Source organism: Janthinobacterium sp. DSP2-3-3 (assembly GCF_049897325.1).
In the GTDB taxonomy this organism is placed as follows: Bacteria; Pseudomonadota; Gammaproteobacteria; order Burkholderiales; family Burkholderiaceae_D; genus Janthinobacterium.
On record NZ_JAFCWA010000021.1, the window covers coordinates 1 to 17,004 of the forward strand.

Here is a 17,004-nt window from a genome sequence, read left to right on the forward strand (position 1 = left end):
GACCAGCTTTACTGCTTCTTCTCGAAGCTCTGGCGTGTATGTTGTTGAGCGTTTCATATGTTCTCCAGTTGGTGAAGTTTGCCAAACAAGAGTGTCCGAAAAAGTCAGGGTACCTCAGAGAGCACTGCGCAGGCAGATGCGCAATGGCATTCACACTGCAGGGGTCGCAAGTTCGAAACTTGCACTTCCCACCAGAATTCGTTTGATATTAAAGGCTTACACTGATGAGGTGTAAGCCTTTTTTTGTTTAGTGCGCAAGAAGTACAGAAGTACAGAAAACGGTCTTGAGGCGCTGTGGATGCCGCGGCCCGCATTCTGTGGTGTGATCTGCCTGCGCCTGGCGGCACCCGCCCGTCAAAAATCCACGGCGGCAGACAGCTGCAAGGTGCGCGGTGCCGACTGCGAGACGGTGCCATACGAGGCCACGCCGGCCCAGTAATGGCGGTCGAACGCGTTCATTAGCCCGCCGCGCAAGGTCGTTGCCTTGCCGGCAATGGCCGTGCGGTAGCGCAAGCCCAGGTCGACCTTGGTCCATGACGGCACCGACTGCAGGTTCGTATGGTCCAGATACTGCTTGCCAGTGTAGCTGACGGCGCCCGTGGCCGTCAGGCCGGACCAGTACGGCAAATCCCATTCGCCGCCCAGGTTGGCCATGGCCGTCGGCACGCCGACGGGGCGCTTGCCCATGGTGGCGGCGCTGTTGGTCTTCACCAGGCGGCCGTCGAGCAAAGTGATGCCGGCCAACAGGCGCACGGCCTTGCTGGCGGCGCCGGACAGGTTCAGTTCCAGTCCCCGGTTACGCTGCTCGCTATCCATGCTGTAGACCTTGCCATACAGCTGGCCGCTGGGTTTGCTGACCTGGAACAGCGCCAGGGTCGCCAGCACCACACCAAAATCGGCCTTGGTGCCCACTTCATACTGCTTGCTCTTGTATGGCGCGAACACCTGGCCCGCGTTGCTGGCGATGTTCGGTGCGATATCGCCCTTGCTCAAGCCCTCGATATAGTTTGCATACAGCGAGACGTTGCGCAGCGGCTTGACGACGATGCCGGCCAGCGGCGTCAGGGCGCCTTGCTTGTAATGCGTGCTCAGTGCGCCCGTGGTGGCGTGGTAGTTTTTCGATTCCACCAGTTGGCGGCGCACCCCCAGGGTCAGTTGCACGCGCTGGTCCAGCATGTCCAAGGTATCGGCCACGGCCAGGCTGGAGAGAGTGGAGGCGGACAGTTTCGGCGCGCGGGCCGGCGCGGCAATGCCGGGATCGGGCACGGCCGCGGGATGGTAGATGTTTGAGGCGATCAGTTTGCCGGAATTGCTGACGCTGCCAAATTTGTCTTGGTAGACATTGCCCATCACGACCAGCGCATGCTCGATACCGCCCGTGCGAAAGCGCGCGCGCACGCCCGTGTCGCCGCTAGCGCGCCGCACGCGAAACTTCCAGTTCATGGGCGTGACCGTCATGTCGCCCGCCGCACTGATGATGGTCGGCGTCTGGTCCGAATAGCGCGAGACGTCGGAACGTGTGCCGCCCACGTCGGCGAACACGGTGAGGTTATCGTTCAGGTCGTATTCGAGCTTGCCCAAGGTGGCCAGATCGTTGGACTTCCACCAACCCCAGGATTGGGTGATGTTGCGCCGGCCATCGGGCGCTGCCGGCACCGGCAGGCGCGCCGCCACGAGGAAGGGGCGCGTGGGAGCGTCGATCCACTGGTATTGTTCGATCACGTCGAGCGAGGCGCGCAGCCGCTGGCCCTGGTAATCGAGGGCGACAGCCGCCACTTCCGCGCGCGACGTTTGGTGGTCGAGCGGCGTCTTGCCCTGGCGGTGCAAGCCATTGAAGCGCACGCCGAAGCGCCGTTCCTCGCCGAAGCGGCGGCTGACGTCGACGGCCGCGCCCAGCTGCAAGCTTGCACCATAATCAAGGGTCAAGCGCGTCAGGTCGCGCGACAAGGAGCGTTTCGGCACGGCATTGACGACGCCGCCCACGCCGCCGTTCGGCGACATGCCGTACAGCAGGGCGGCCGGTCCCTTGAGCACTTCCACGCTCTGCAGATATTCGGTAAACAGGTGGTAATTGGGCGAGACGCCATACACGCCGTCAAATGCCACTTCGCTCAAGTTGCCTTCGTTGAGGGGGAAGCCGCGGATGAAGAAGGAATCCGTGACGCCGCCGATCTGGCCCGTGAATCGGGTGGAGGGGTCGCCGCCCAGCACCTCGGCCAGGGTCAGCGCCTGTTGGTCCAGCATGCGCTGGCTGGTATAGCTGTTGACGCTGAACGGCGTATCGAGCAAGTCTTTTTCGCCCAGCATGCCGGCGCGCGCGCTCTTGGCGATCTGTCCGCCGGCATCGGCTTCCGCTTGTCCGTTGACAAGCACGGTGGCAACCGGGGTGGACGCATCGCTTGTCGCCTGGGCAATCGCCTGCGGCGTCACGCTGGCAACGAGCAGGCCGGCGAGGATCAATCGGGTGGTGTGGCGGGGGAGGGCAGTGTGAACGTGTGGAGTCGGCATCAAGTCAAGGCGTAAAGTTGGTAGAGAAGAAACCGTAGCTACTATACTATAAATGAGAATCATTTCTATTTAAAGTTGCTGAAATACCCAATACTGCCGTGGCCGCATTCATGCCCCGCGCGCGCGTGAAGCCTATTTCAGTACGTAAAATGGCCATCCTGGCCCGGCAGCTTCCAATATTTGCTGTCTTATATAAGATTCGTCGCCATCGGATACACAAACAGCGGCAGGACAGTCTAAAATACGTAGTGGGCAAGCACGGCGTCACCGCCGACACACTAGCTGTCCAAAGCAAGGCTAACCGTCCTGTGTTTGGAATGAAGAAAGTTAACCACCAGGCATCACCGCATACAAGGGAATGAACATGGCAACACAAAAATCCAAAATCATCTACACGCTGACTGACGAGGCGCCGCTGCTCGCGACGTATTCCCTGCTGCCGATTATCAAAAAATTCACCGCGCCGGCTGGCGTGGATGTCGTCGCCACTGATATTTCGGTGGCGTCGCGTGTACTGGCCGAATTTCCCGAATTCCTGACGGATGCGCAAAAAGTCCCGAATACTCTGGCTGAACTGGGCAAATTGACCCAGAATCCAGACACCAACATCATCAAACTGCCGAACATCAGCGCTTCCCAAGGTCAATTGATCGCTTGCGTGCGCGAATTGCAAGGCCGTGGCTACAAGCTGCCAGACTATCCGGAAGACGCGAAGACGGAAGAAGAAAAAGCCTTGAAGGCCCGTTACGGCAAGTGCATCGGCAGCTCGGTCAATCCGGTCCTGCGTGAAGGCAATTCCGACCGCCGCGCACCGAAGGCGGTCAAAGAGTATGCACGCAAGCACCCGCATTCGATGGGCGAGTGGAGCCAGGCATCGCAAACCCACGTCTCGCACATGCATCATGGCGACTTTTACCATGGCGAAAAATCGTTGACCCTGGAAAAGGCCCGCGATGTCAAGATGGAACTGGTCACCGCCTCGGGCAAGACCATCGTGCTGAAGCCGAAGGTTTCCCTGCAAGCAGGCGAAATCATCGACAGCATGTTCATGAGCAAGAAAGCGCTGCTGGAGTTCTACGAGAAAGAAATCGACGATGCCTTCAAGACGGGCGTGATGTTCTCGCTGCACGTCAAGGCGACCATGATGAAGGTCTCGCACCCGATCGTCTTCGGCCACTGCGTGCGCATTTTCTACAAGGACGCGTTCGCCAAGCACGCCGCGCTTTTCGACAAGCTGGGCGTGAATGTCAACAATGGCATGAGCAACCTGTACGACAAGATCGAAACCCTGCCAGCATCGCAAAAAGATGAAGTGCTGAAAGATCTGCACGCCTGCCACGCGAATCGTCCGGAACTGGCCATGGTCGATTCGGCCAAGGGCATCACCAACTTCCATTCGCCGAACGACATCATCGTCGACGCGTCGATGCCGGCCATGATCCGCATCGGCGGCAAGATGTGGGGTGCCGATGGCCGTCCGAAAGATGTCAAGGCAGTCATGCCGGAATCGACTTTCGCGCGTATTTACCAGGAAATGATCGGTTTCTGCAAATGGCATGGCAACTTCGATCCGAAGACCATGGGCACCGTGCCGAACGTGGGCCTGATGGCGCAGCAAGCGGAAGAATACGGTTCGCACGACAAGACCTTTGAAGTGCCGGAAGGTGGCATTGCCAACATCACCGACCTGGAAACGGGCGAAGTGCTGCTGACGCAAACGGTGGAAGAGGGCGATATCTGGCGCATGTGCCAGGTCAAGGACGCGCCGATCCGCGACTGGGTCAAGCTGGCTGTCACGCGTGCGCGCAATTCGGGCATGCCTGCCGTGTTCTGGCTCGATTCCTACCGTCCGCACGAGAACGAAGTCATCAAAAAGGTACAGGTATATCTGAAGGAGCACGACACCAAGGGCCTGGACATCCAGATCATGTCGCAGACGCGCGCCATGCGCTACACCCTGGAGCGCGCCTTCCGCGGCCTGGACACCATCTCCGTGACCGGCAACATCCTGCGCGATTACCTGACCGACCTGTTCCCGATCCTGGAACTGGGCACCAGCGCCAAGATGCTGTCGATCGTGCCGTTGATGGCCGGTGGCGGCATGTACGAAACGGGCGCTGGCGGTTCGGCACCGAAACACGTCAAGCAACTGGTGGAAGAAAACCATTTGCGCTGGGATTCGCTGGGTGAATTCCTGGCCCTGGCCGTGTCGCTGGAAGACATGGGCATCAAAACGGGCAATGCGAAGGCCAAAATCCTCGCGAAAACCCTGGATGAAGCCACCGGCAAGCTGCTGGATAACAACAAGTCGCCATCGCCACGTACCGGCGAACTCGACAATCGCGGCAGCCATTTCTACCTGGCCATGTACTGGGCGCAAGCCCTGGTAGCGCAGAAGGACGATGCGGAACTGGCAGCGCATTTCGCGCCATTGGCAAAAGCCCTGGCCGAGAATGAAGAGAAGATCGTTGCCGAGCTGAAAGCAGTGCAAGGCAAGGAAACGGATATTGGCGGCTACTATCTGCCCGATCCGGCGAAGACGGAAGCGGTCATGCGTCCTAGCGCCAGCCTGAATGCGGTGCTGGACAGCATCTGATGCAGTCCTGACAGGCAGTAAGTTCTTTACCGCTGCCTGATAAAAAACAACGCCGCCGGGAGTGATCCCGGCGGCGTTTTTCATTTCTTTACCGATTATTTGTAATGTTTGTAGACGGTGGTGCTGCCATTGTTTTTGACCAGCAAGACGTCATACGCATCTTTGCGCGGCCCTTCCATGCCTGGCGAACCCATGGGCATTGCCGGCACGGCCAGGCCTCTGGCCTTAGGTTTCTCGCGCAGCAACTGCTTGATCTCGCTGGCTGGCACATGGCCTTCGATGGCGTAGCCATTGACGAGGCCCGTGTGGCAGGAACCGAGCGCGTCGGGAATGCCTGCCAGCTTGCGATATTGCGCCGGCATCTCGACGTTCTTTGCGCGCACGGTAAAACCGTTCGCTTCCAGGTGCTCGATCCATGCGGTGCAGCAGCCGCACGAAGCGCTTTTATAGACGTCGATGACGGGGGCGGCGGCCAAGGCCAGCAGGGGTACGCCCAGCATGGCGGCGCAGACGCCGCGCAGGAGAGTTTTTCGGATCATGGTCTTATCTTTCAAGTACTGAATCAATGGAAGATGGCCGTGGACGCAATGCTCCATGGACATGCTTATGTCGGATGCCGGTGGATGGCGTAGCGCGAAATCAGGCGTGCCGGGGTGGCCGGCGCGGGCCGTCGGGCACGAAACCAGCAGGTAGCGGGGTAGTTGTCATTGTCACGCTTTCCGCGCCGCTGCAGGCGGGAAGAGCGGGGGCGATGGAGGGGGGCACGAGCGCGCCCATGCAGAAGGCGGAACAGACGCCGCAAACGGCATGCCGCTCGCCGGGCGCGCTATCCGCGCCGGCCATGTCGGGCGTTGCCTGGACCTGGTGGCAAGACTGCGCGATGGCGCGCGCCGGCACCTTGTGCGCTACTCCCTGCGCGCCATGTGCACAGGACATGCGCATGCCCGCTGCGGCCGCTTGCAGCGACAGCAGCGTCATCAATATCAGGATCAGCCAGGTCTTGAAGAATCGCATCATCGCTGAAAAGTATACCACGGGGCAGGTGGGCCGGTCTGCGTCCCAGATCAAATGCCCAGCGTGCGGCGGGCCACGGCCAGCGGCTTGCGCAGCACGTGGTAGATCAGCGGCGCCCAGCCGCCGTACAGTTTGGCCGTGCCTTTCAAACCAATGCGCTGCACCGGCTCGCCAGGCGCCAGGTCGGCCTTCAAATGATAGGCGACGACGCCTTCGCCGCTCAGCGTCGGTTCGTAGCTGGACTGGGTCAGCACGCCGGCGACGGTGCCCAGCGGCGCCACGTTCAGGTACAGCTTGACGCTGGCGCCCGGTTCCAGGCTGAGCGCATCGTCGACAGGCAGGCGGATGGCGATCTGCACCTTGGCCGGATCGGCCAGCAAGATGATGCGTTCGCCCGTCTGCACGGGTTTGCCCAGCCAGTCGTTCTGGTCCGAAAACACGGCGATGCCGGCTGCGGGGGCGCGTACCTGGATGCGGTCGAGCATGTCCTGCACGTATTGCGCTTCGGCCGACTTTTCTTCCAGGCGCGCGTTCAGCGATGACAGGTCGGCCTTGCTGGCGCCGTCATTGAATGATTTTTGCGTGGCGCGCAGGTATTCGGCCGCCGCCACCGCGCGTGACTTGGCCGCCACTTCGTTGCGGTTGCGCGCGCTCGTGTCTTCCAGCGCGAACAGGGGCGCGCCCGCCGCCACCATCTGGTTCGGCTTGACAAAAAAGCGCGCCACCACGCCATCTTGCGGCGCGGCGATCAGCTTGGCATCCTTGCCGATGATTTCGGCCGGCGCCAGCACTGTCAGGCGCATGGGGATCAGCGCCACCAGCGCGGCGGCCAGCCACAGGCGCTTGGGTCGGGTTTTCAGTTTCGCCACGCTGCTGCGCCAGCTTGACGGCCGCGCGCGCCAAGCCCACAAGGCTTGCCCGTAAGCGCCCGCGAGGCGCTCGACCAGCGCCGTTTCAGCCTCGCCAGCCGCGTTCTCCAGCGACAGCCACAGGCCGCCGACGCAGCCGCCAACGGGCGTGGGCAGGGCGACCAGCAAGACGCTGTGCGCGACCCATTCATCCCAGCCGGCACGCATGGCTTCCGGCAGTGCGTCGCGCGCCAATTGCCGCGCCTTGCCGGGAGCCAGGGTGGGCGCCACGTGCCGCAGGGCCTGGTTCATCCATTGCCGGTAGGGCGAGTCTGCCGGCAGCTCGGCCAGGCCGGATACCAACTTCAGCGAAGCGATGCCGGCGTCGTCCAGGCGCCACAGCACGGCCTGGCGGTAAGGCAGGATGCGCCAACTGTCGTTAACGGCGATGAATTCGACGGCGTTTTCGCTGCCGGCCTGGCGCACATCCTGCTCGATCTGGAGCAGGGTGCCTATGCTGTGTAAATTGATCGATGATTCTGGCAAAGTGCTTCCTGGTGAGGCGTGGAAAAGGTTGGCGTTCAGCGTTTGGTCGGCGCGAAACTGGCCACGCCGCTCATGCCTGGCAGCAGATTATCGGGATCGCCCAGCACCTCGCCTTCGATTTCAATCGACTGGCTGACGGCATCAACCCGGCCGTTGATGCGCTGCACCTTCGCTTCATAGGCCTTGCCCGTTTCATCGATCCGCAGCGTGAACGGCTGGCCCGGCTTGAGCCAGGACAGCCACAGCGAAGGCACGTTCAGCTGCACCTTGAGCTTGCGGTCATTGACGATCTCGATCAAGGGCTGGCCGATGTTGACGCTGGCGTATTGTTTGGCCAGCAAGCGGGTGACCCGGCCGGCAAACGGCGCGACGATATTGCATTGCCGCAGTTGCGCCTGGTATAGCTGAATTTGCGCCTTGGACCTTTGCGCCGCCGCGCCTGCCTGCTGCACATCGATTTCGGCCACCGATTGCATCGATTGCAGCTTGACCTTCGATTCATAGGTTTGCTGGGCGCCGTAAAACTCGGCATTGGCCATTTTCAGGTGGGCATCCTGTTCATCGCAATTAAAGCGCAGCAAGACTTGGCCGGCCTTGATGGTGCTGCCCAGCTTGACGGAGATCTGCTCGATGCGGCCCGCCATTTGTGACGCCAAGACGCTTTCCTGGTCGGCCGCGACCAGTACCCGTATCGTCTTGTTCGCTTCGGTGGGGGCCGCCTTGGCCGGCGCCACCGGCGCCGCCGCCAGGGCGCCGGCCGACAGCAGGGTCGATAGCACCGCAGCGGCGCCGCCCAGGGTGCAACGGTACAGTAGGCGCATCAATTGCTCGCCTGGCGGCGGCTGGCAGCGTCACCGCGCAGCAGGCTGCTGATCTTGGCGGCGGCCGATTCCGCCGCCGCCTGACCGAACACGGGCCAGGCCGAGGCCACGCTGTCGGGAATGGCCGAGCGGTAGGGGATGGTTGCCAGGGTCACGTCACCGCGCTTGAGCAGCCAGGTCACTTCGACCGAGCGCATGCCGGCGCTGGGCAGGCCCACGCTGGCCGTGGCGCTGATCACGGGCGTGTGCTCGCCGGCCACGCCGGTCACCGCCGCGCCATGTTCGGGCAGGCGCGCGCGCAGCAGGGCGGCCAGGTCCAGGCCGCTGCCGGCCGGGGTGGCGATGCTGCCGAAGGTCACTTGCGGCGCGGGCGGCGCGCTGGCGGCCGTATGGAAGCTGGTTTTGCGCCAATCCTGGTCGGCCTTTGCCAGTTGCGCCGTGAAGGCGCTGACGCTGCTACTTTGCGGCTGCTCGGGCAGCAAGTCGGCACCCACCGAGTTGGCCACGCGGGCGTAGGCGCTTTGCAAATTGGCCAGGGCGACATAACGCTGCATTTCCGACAGCGCGGCCCGCACTTCCGTGCGCAGCAATTCCATTTCCGATTCGGCGCTGGCCTTGGTGGCGGACAAAGTGTGCTGTTCGATGCGGGCGTCGACCTTGGCCGCCTGGCTGCTGACGAAGTAGTCGGCACGCGCTTCCTGGAAGCGCTGGGTGGCGATGCGCACCTGCGTCAGCACGGCCATCGTCAGTGCGATGCGGCGCGTGTCGTCCAGTTGGGCCTGGCTTTCCTGGGCGCGCTTGGTGGCCGGGTAGGCGAAGGCGCGCATCAGGTTCAGCGAGACGGTGCTGCCAGCCTCGCCCCAGGTGTTGTTGAGCAGGAATTTATTGCTGTCGCGGTTACTCGACAGGTTCAGCTCGATGCCTGGCAGGAAGGCCAGCAGGGCCTTGCGTCCTTCCAGCACGGAGATTTTCTTGCGGTAGTCTTCCTCGCGCAATTCCGGCCGGTTGTTCAGCGCCGCCAGGTCGAGCGCGTTCAAATCGTCGAACGGCTGCAGTTTGCTGGTTTCCTGCTCTTCCTGTCCGGCGGACAAAGTCACCACGGCACCGGGGCGCAAATTGATCAGGGCGTTCAATTCGGACTTGGCCAGTATCAATTCCTGGCGCCGCGCCACGATTTGCTGGTGCAGGTCGAGCATGGCGCGCTGGTAGGCCAGCGCCTGCAGCGGCGGCAGCATGCGTTCCGTTTCCATGCGCTCGCTGCGCAGCAGGGCTTCCTTGACGCGATTCAGCAAGACGTCCATGCGCGGCAGCGTTTGCTGGGCGACATAGGCGCGCCAGAACGCCTGGCGCACATCCTGTGAAATATTCTGCACCACCTTGCGTTTGCGTTCTTCGGCAATCATCACTTGCACGGCTTGCTGCTGGGCGCGCACATAGCTGACACCGAAATCGAGCACGTTCCAGGCCAGCACCGCGTTCTGGGTGTTGCGCGTGCGCTCCTGAGCGCCCGAGAACAGATTGCTTTCCACGCCCGTGCTCAGGTCGACCGAGCGCGAACCGGCATCGTTGCTGCGCGAACTGTAGCCTGCCGCCACGGTCAGGCGCGGCAGCATGTCGTACTTGGCCAGGTCGAGTTGGCTCGACGCCATGCTTTGCTCCATCGAGCGCAGGCGGTAATCGTAGTTGTACTTCAGCGCGCGCGCGAACGCTTCATGCAGCGTGACCTCGCCGGTGACAGGTTCGACATCCTTGAACAGGGTCTCCACATCGTTGCGCGCGCGGGCGTTGCGGGTTTCCGCATCGATAGGCTCGGGCAAGACGCTGCAGGCGCTCAGCGCGGCGCCCAGCAGGATGGCCAATGGCAGACGGCGCAGCGTTGCCGGGGGCGCGCTTCGGATGGTGCGGGTGACACTGGTAAGGAAAATCATCAATAGTGCTCCTGGGTTATGAAGTCTTGTCATGTGTTCTTTACACTGCTTATAGTTGCGCCAGGTGGCGCAAGGTGGCACCTGCATCGCGGGAAAAACGTTGCGCTTCGCGCGCCAGTTGCCCGCTCATGGCGCTGGCGCCAGGCGCATCCCGGGGCGCCTCCGGTGTCGCTTCCTGACGCGCATCGAACAGCGCGGCCAGGACAGCGTCAGGCAGGGCCGCCGTGCCGTCCATGGCCGCATCGCCGCCGATGGGCAGGGACAGTCCGAGCGCCAGCAGCAGATCGTTGCCGGACAGGCTGGCCTGCGGCGGCGTGGCGGCCGGCGCCCCGCTGCGCAGCTTGAAGACGGTCTTGACTTCATTACCCTTGGCATCCCTTGCCACCACCTCGATTTCCAGTGTCGTGACTACGCCCGAAGGCGGCGTGCCGCTGAACGTGCCGCTGACCGGATCGAAGCGTATCCAGGCCGGCAGGGGGCTGCCGTCGATGAGGCGGGCGGTCAAGGTCGGCGCGCTGCCGTCTGCGCTGAGAAACGTATCGCGCGGAATCGACAGGTTCAAGCCTTGCTGCGCGTTGATCGATACATTGGCGATTTCCCGGTTCAGCAGCAGCGAGGTACGAATCGGAGGCAGTGGCGTGTAGGCGACGTCAAGCGCTGGTGCGGCGCGGAAGTGTTCATCCTGTTGGCCGCTGGCGGCATCGACCACAGCGGCCAGCGGCGACATGCTGATCTGGCCGAATGCTGCATCCCTGACGGGCGGCGTGGCAACGGGAAGCACTTCCGGCGTTGGCGCCAGCACAGGCGGGGCGGGCAGGGGCGGTCGCGCCGTCACGGGCAGCGGCGGCGCCAGGATATTCAGGCTCAGGGCGGGCGAAGGGTTGCCGCTGTTGCCGGCGGCATCCGTGGCGCTGGCCGTAATCTGGTGCTGGCCAAGGGCTAGTACTGCGCTCAGGCTCCATCTGCCGCTGGCGTCGGCCTGTACCGTGCCTATCACCAACCCATCGCTGCGCACCGTGACGGTGCTGTTGGCTTCGGCATTGCCGCTGAAGACAGGCGCGGTGTTGGTGGTCGATGCGCCACCGCTTGCCAGTTGCGGCGTGTCCGCCGCGGCGGGTGCACTGGCATCGATGACGATGCTCAACGCCGCCGACGTCGCGCTGGCATTGCCGGCGGTGTCCACCGTCTTGGTGGTCAAGGTGTGGCTGCCATCGCCTAAGGTGCTGCTGGTGATGCTCCATGTGCCGCCGGCGGCGACGGTGGAACCGAGTACGGTGACACCGTCGCTGTCGTACAAAGTGACGGTGCTGCCGCTTTCGGCGCGGCCCGTGATGGTCGGACGGCTGGCATTCGTGATGCCGTCGCTGTTCGATGTGCCGCTGTCGCTGGCGCTGTTCAGTACCAGCGTCGTTGGCGCGGCAGCGGTGGCGTTATCGATGGTGATGGCCAGTGCGCTGGAGGCGGCGCTGGCATTGCCGGCGCCGTCCACCGCCCTGGCGCTCAGGGAGTGGGTGCCGCTACCCAGGGTGCTGCTGGTAATGCTCCATACGCCGCCGGTGGCAATTGTCGTGCCCAGCACGGTGACGCCGTCGCTGTCGTACAGGGTGACGGTGCTGCCGCTTTCCGCGCGGCCCGTGATGGTGGGCCGGCTGACATTTGTGATGCCGTCGCTGTTTGACGCGCCGCTGTCGCTGGCGGCGGACAGTTCTGGTGTTGGCGGCGCGGCCGGCGCGCCGCTGTCGATGCTAATGGACAGGGGGCTGGACGCGGCGCTGCTATTGCCGGCGGCGTCCACCGCCTTGGCGCTCAAGGTGTGGACGCCATCGCCCAGCGCACTGCTGGTGATGCTCCACGCGCCGCCGGTAGCGACGGCGGTGCCCAGCACGGTGACGCCGTCGCTGTCGTATAGGGTGACGGTGCTGCCGCTCTCCGCGCGGCCCGTGATGGTGGGACGGCTGACATTCGTGATGCCGTCGCTGTCCGAGGCGCCGCTGTCGCTGGCGGCCGACAACACGGGGGCGGGCGGCGCAGCCGGGGCGCTGGTATCGATGCTGAGGGACAGCAGGCTGGAAGCGGTGCTGGTGTTGCCGGCGGCGTCCACCGCCTTGGCGCTCAAGGTGTGGACGCCATCGCCCAGCGCACTGCTGGTGATGCTCCACGCGCCGCCGCTGGCGACGGTGGTGCCCAGCACGGTGACGCCGTCGCTGTCGTACAGGGTGACGGTGCTGCCGCTTTCTGCCGTGCCTGTGATGACCGGCGTACTGATGCGGGTGATGCCATCCGCATTCGAGGCGCCGGTATCGCTGGCGCTGGAAAGGACCGGCACGGGCGGCGCGGCGATGGCGGTGTCGAGCGTGATCGTCAGCGCACCGCCGGCGGCGCCGATGTTGCCGGCGATATCGGTAACCCTGGCCGTGAAGACTTTGTCGCCATCGGCGCCCAGGTCGCCGCTGGCGACGCTCAGGTCGATATAGCCGTTGCTGATGTCGGTGGCGGTCAACGTTGCCCGTTTCGGCGTGCCCAGGGAAGCGCCGCCCAGCAGCAGCTCGACGATATCATCGGCGGCGGTATTGGTGCCGGCCAGGCTGATGCGCACGGTGGGGGTGGTGACATTCGTGATGCCGTCCGCATGCGAGCTGCCGCCGTCGGAGGCGGCGGCCAGCACGATGGGATTACCCGGCATGCCAGGCAAGGTCGTATCGATGGTGATGAACAGGTTTGTGGACGCGGGGCTGGTATTGCCGACGACGTCAAACGCCCTGGCGCTCAGCGTGTGCTGACCCTGGCTCAGCGCGGTGCTGGTGATGCTCCACACGCCGGCGTTGGCCAGCGTCGTGCCCAGCACGGTGACGCCATCCGTGTCGTACAGCGTCACAATGGAGCCGGTTTGGGCGGTGCCGCTGATGGTCGGCGTGGTGACGCGGGTGATGCGGTCGGCATTCGATATGCCGCTGTCGCTGGCGGCGTCCAGCGCGAGCGCGCCAGGCGCCACGCCCACGGTGGCGATCGTGACCGACAGTTCGCCGGAGGCGGCGCTGACGTTGCCAGCCGTGTCGGTGGCTTTGACGGTCAGCCTATGCTCGCCGTCGGCCAGCGCGCTGCTGGTGATGCTCCACGCGCCGCCTGTGGCCACTGTTGTGCCCAGCACGGTGCCGTCGGTGTCGTACAGCGTGACGGTGCTGCCCGCTTCGGCAGTGCCGTTGATGACCGGCGTGGTGATGCTGGTGATGCCGTCCGAGTTCGATGCGCCGCTGTCGCTGGCGGGGGCGAGTGTGGGCGTGGCGGGCGTGGCAGGCGCGGAGGTGTCGATGGTGATGGAGAGGGCGCCCGAGAGGATGCTGACATTGCCAGCGACATCCACGGCCTGGGCTTTTAAGCTGTGGACTCCGTTGCTCAGCGCGCTGCTGGTGATGCTCCATGCGCCGCCGGTTGCCACTGTCGTGCCAAGCACGGTGACGCCATCCGTGTCGTACAGGGTCACGCTGCTGCCCGCTTCGGCCGTGCCGGTGATGACCGGCGTGGCCACCTTGGTGAGGAGGTCGCTATTCGAGCTGCCGCTGTCGCTCGCGCTGCTGAGTACCGGGGTCGACGGCGCGGCGCTGGTCGTGTCGAGCGTGATCGTCAGCGCACCGCCGGCGGCGCCGATGTTGCCGGCGATATCGGTGACCCTGGCCGTGAAGACCTTGTTGCCGTCGGCGCCCAGGCTGCCGCTGACCACGGTCAGGTCGATATAGCCGTTGCTGATATTGGTGCTGTTCAGGGTGGCGCGCAGCGGCGTGCCGAAGGCGCTGCCGCCCAGCAGCAGCTCGGCGACGTCGCCGCTGACGGCATTGGTGCCGGCCAGGCTGATGCGCACTGTCGGATTGGTGACACTGGTGCGACCGTCCGCATTCGAGCTGCCGCTGTCGGAAGCGGCGGCCAGCACGATGGGGTTGCTGGGCAGGCCCGGTACGGTCGTGTCGAGCGTGATCGTCAGCGCACCGCCGGCGGCGCCGATGTTGCCGGCGATATCGGTGACCCTGGCCGTGAAGACCTTGTTGCCGTCGGCGCCCAGGCTGCCGCTGACCACGGTCAGGTCGATATAGCCGTTGCTGATATCGGTGCTGTTCAGGGTGGCGCGCAGTGGCGTGCCGAAGGCGCTGCCGCCCAGCAGCAGCTCGGCGACGTCGCCGCTGACGGCATTGGTGCCGGCCAGGCTGATGCGCACTGTCGGATTGGTGACACTGGTGCGGCCGTCCGCATTCGAGCTGCCGCTGTCGGAAGCGGCGGCCAGCACGATGGGGTTGCTGGGCAGGCCCGGTACGGTGGTGTCGATGGTCACGCTCAGTGCGGTGCTTTTGGTGCTGCTGATGGAACCGATGGCCGATGTCGTGATGGCATAGACATCGTAGATGCCGTTGGCCAGGCCGCTGGTACTCATGCCGCTGACGCTCCAGCTGCCATTGTTGACTGTGGCGGTGGCGGTGGCGTCAGTGCCGGCGTCGTATACGCCGTTGCTGTTGGCGTCGAGGAAGACGCGCACCGTGCTGGTGGTATCGCCGGCGGCGCTGCTGCCGCTGAAATTCAGGCTGCCCGCGTTGGTGCGGTTGTCGGTGCTGTCGCTGCCGCTGTCGCTGCCGGCCGCCAGGTCAGGCGTGCCGGGGCCGGCGGGCGTCACCGTGACCGTGATGATGCGGTCCACGGTCGTGACGCCATCGCTCACCCGGACGGTAAAGGTGTCGGTGCCGGCGTAGCCCGCTGTCGGTGTGTAGGTGATGGTGCCGCCGGGCGTGATGTCGGCGCTGCCTGAACTGCCGGTGGCGCCGCTGAAGGTGAGGGTGCCGTGCAGCGGTCCGACGGCCTGGGTCCAGGTTTCCGTCTGGCCCACGTCGACATCATTGACGTGCAGCAAACCCTTGATATCGGTGGCGCCCCCGTTCTGGGCCACGGTCAGCGCGGTGGTCGCGCCGACGAAGACGGGCGCCGTGTTGACGACGCCGGCGCTGATGTTGCTCATCGTCATGGATTCAAAATTGATTTCGCTGGCCGAACCGCCATCGCCGCCATGGTCGGTGGTCTTCCACAGGCTGATGGTGATGCTGACCGAGGCCACGTTGGCGTAAGAGTAGGGCGTGCCACTATTGATCAGTGAACTCAGTGATTGGGCCATGGTCGTGAGGGTCAGGGTAGGGCCGGCCATTTGCAAGGTGGCGATGGTGTTGCCGGAAGCATCTGCCAGCACCACCACCAACTGGTCGACGGTACGGGTGTTGAGGCCAGCGCCGCGCGAGGTGACGCTGAAGCCGAAATCCTTGAAGGTGAAGGTCTTGGCGACGCTGCCGCCTTCCGCCTTGAACACGGCAGTGATGACGCCGCCATCGCTCGACGCGGCCGCATTGGCGGCGTACAGGATGGTACCGTCCTGGGCCAGGAAGTCGCTGACTTTCAATTTATCGGCAAGCGGACGTAAACCGCCGCTGGCAGAGCCATAGGTTCCGCCGAAATCATAGGTACCGTCGGCGGTGCCATTGCCGGTCAGCAGCAAACCGGCGTAGTCGGCCAGTGCGCGCTCGCTGATCGCCTTGTCAGCCTCGATCTGTCCCGTGTGTTTTTCCAGGACCCAGTTGCCGCCCAGCGCCGCAGCGCCGGTGGAATCGGTCGAGGCGGCCACATCGGCCCCCGTCAACGCGGCCAGGCGGTTGACGAAGTGCTCGCCCGTGGGATTGTTGGCAACGTTGCATCCAAACAACAGGATGTCGCCGCCGCTGCGCAAGGCGCCACCCCAGGTGGCCAGGGCGCTTTGGTAGTTATCGATATTCGTATCAGAAAGAACGGCGGAGCCAAGCAGTACGCGGCCCGTGCTGCCTTCGGAAATGATCTGGATGCTGTCCAGGTCATGGCGGCCCTTGAGGGCGTCCGCGATCTGTTGCACGCCATCGCGGTTTTTGTCGAGCATGACGACTTCGACGCCCGGTTTCAGGCCGGCCAGCAGCGCTTGCGGATTGCTCACCGAGGCATCGACGAAGACGATGGTGCCGGGGCCGGCCGCCCTGGCGGCAGTCTCGGCGGGTGCGCGCTCGGGCGCCAGCGCTGCGCTGCGGGCCGCTTCGGCAGAAACGCGTCCCGCATCGATGGCCTTGCCGGCGATGGCCGGCTGGTGCAGTCCGCCTGCGGCGGCGTCGTGCGGGTCGGCCAGCGTAGCGGCTGCCGCGCCATCAAAGACGATACGCGTTTCCAGCGCCAGCATGCTGCGCGTCGGGCGCAGGCGCGGTCCTTGCCCGGCAATGGCGCGTGCTGGCGCGGCGGTCATTGGGGACAGGGCGCCGGGGATGTCGTATCGTTTCATCGCTGCTTCCTTTTCATTGTCTGGCCGCCTTGCACCACGTCCGGACAACAGGGGTAGAAGTTTCAAAAGTACTGGATTGGCGCCATCAATATATGGCGCCAAATGGATTTATTTAAATAAATTATCACCAATAATCACGGTTTAATTAAAAGAATATGATTGTGGTCTTATTATTGTAGCTGCTTAGAGGAAATATTTGTAAACTTGAATCGTCATTTTTTGTGCAATATTAAACGCGATGGCGGAGAATGTGAAATATACATTTTGGGTTGCGCATGGATGCCGTATTATGTCTGGCGCAGGTGGATGGTAACTATAACTAGCCCATTGAAAGTAACCAAGATGGTGTTTTTGCATGAACGATAAGCGGGATGCCGGCAGTGTTTTCATCGCTTGCGACCCCATTGCCGCGTGCTTG

Annotated in this window: 9 protein-coding genes; 2 read left to right on the forward strand and 7 right to left on the reverse strand. The window is 63.6% G+C overall.

What is annotated here, in order from left to right; all coding sequences use genetic code 11:
* Positions 1 to 235, forward strand: a 235-nt coding sequence (locus ACP7DE_RS26915) for a hypothetical protein (protein ID WP_426074972.1), incomplete at its 5' end; no start/stop codon positions are given.
* Positions 236 to 354: 119 nt separating this feature from the next.
* Here ACP7DE_RS26915 and ACP7DE_RS26920 read toward each other — a convergent pair.
* Complete coding sequence (locus ACP7DE_RS26920) at positions 355 to 2,508, reverse strand: TonB-dependent receptor (RefSeq protein ID WP_426074973.1); 2,154 nt, start codon at positions 2,506 to 2,508, stop codon at positions 355 to 357.
* Positions 2,509 to 2,872: 364 nt separating this feature from the next.
* On the opposite strand from ACP7DE_RS26920, the gene ACP7DE_RS26925 reads away from it, so the two are divergent.
* Positions 2,873 to 5,104 carry an NADP-dependent isocitrate dehydrogenase gene (locus ACP7DE_RS26925; protein ID WP_426074975.1) on the forward strand — a complete coding sequence of 744 codons (2,232 nt, stop codon included), beginning with the start codon at positions 2,873 to 2,875 and terminating at the stop codon, positions 5,102 to 5,104.
* 95 nt (positions 5,105 to 5,199) lie between these two features.
* Here the strand turns inward: ACP7DE_RS26925 and ACP7DE_RS26930 are convergent, their stop codons facing one another.
* The 6 genes from ACP7DE_RS26930 to ACP7DE_RS26955 all read right to left on the reverse strand — a co-directional run bounded on the left by ACP7DE_RS26930 (position 5,200) and on the right by ACP7DE_RS26955 (position 16,586).
* Positions 5,200 to 5,643 (reverse strand): DUF411 domain-containing protein, encoded by a 444-nt coding sequence (locus ACP7DE_RS26930; protein ID WP_426074976.1) that lies wholly within the window; start codon positions 5,641 to 5,643, stop codon positions 5,200 to 5,202.
* A gap of 100 nt (positions 5,644 to 5,743) precedes the next feature.
* Entirely contained in the window at positions 5,744 to 6,121 is a 378-nt protein-coding gene (locus tag ACP7DE_RS26935; RefSeq protein ID WP_426074977.1) for a hypothetical protein, read from the reverse strand.
* 47 nt (positions 6,122 to 6,168) lie between these two features.
* On the reverse strand, positions 6,169 to 7,512 hold the full coding sequence (locus tag ACP7DE_RS26940; RefSeq protein WP_426074978.1) for an HlyD family efflux transporter periplasmic adaptor subunit: 1,344 nt from the start codon (positions 7,510 to 7,512) through the stop codon (positions 6,169 to 6,171).
* A gap of 35 nt (positions 7,513 to 7,547) precedes the next feature.
* Positions 7,548 to 8,333, reverse strand: a complete 786-nt coding sequence (locus tag ACP7DE_RS26945) for an efflux RND transporter periplasmic adaptor subunit (protein WP_426074979.1) — start codon at positions 8,331 to 8,333, stop codon at positions 7,548 to 7,550.
* Positions 8,333 to 10,261, reverse strand: a complete 1,929-nt coding sequence (locus tag ACP7DE_RS26950; protein WP_426074980.1) for a TolC family protein — start codon at positions 10,259 to 10,261, stop codon at positions 8,333 to 8,335. The genes ACP7DE_RS26945 and ACP7DE_RS26950 overlap by 1 nt, the downstream gene beginning before the upstream one ends.
* A gap of 49 nt (positions 10,262 to 10,310) precedes the next feature.
* Positions 10,311 to 16,586, reverse strand: coding sequence for an Ig-like domain-containing protein (locus ACP7DE_RS26955; protein ID WP_426074981.1), 6,276 nt, complete (start codon positions 16,584 to 16,586; stop codon positions 10,311 to 10,313).
* Positions 16,587 to 17,004 lie beyond the last annotated feature (418 nt).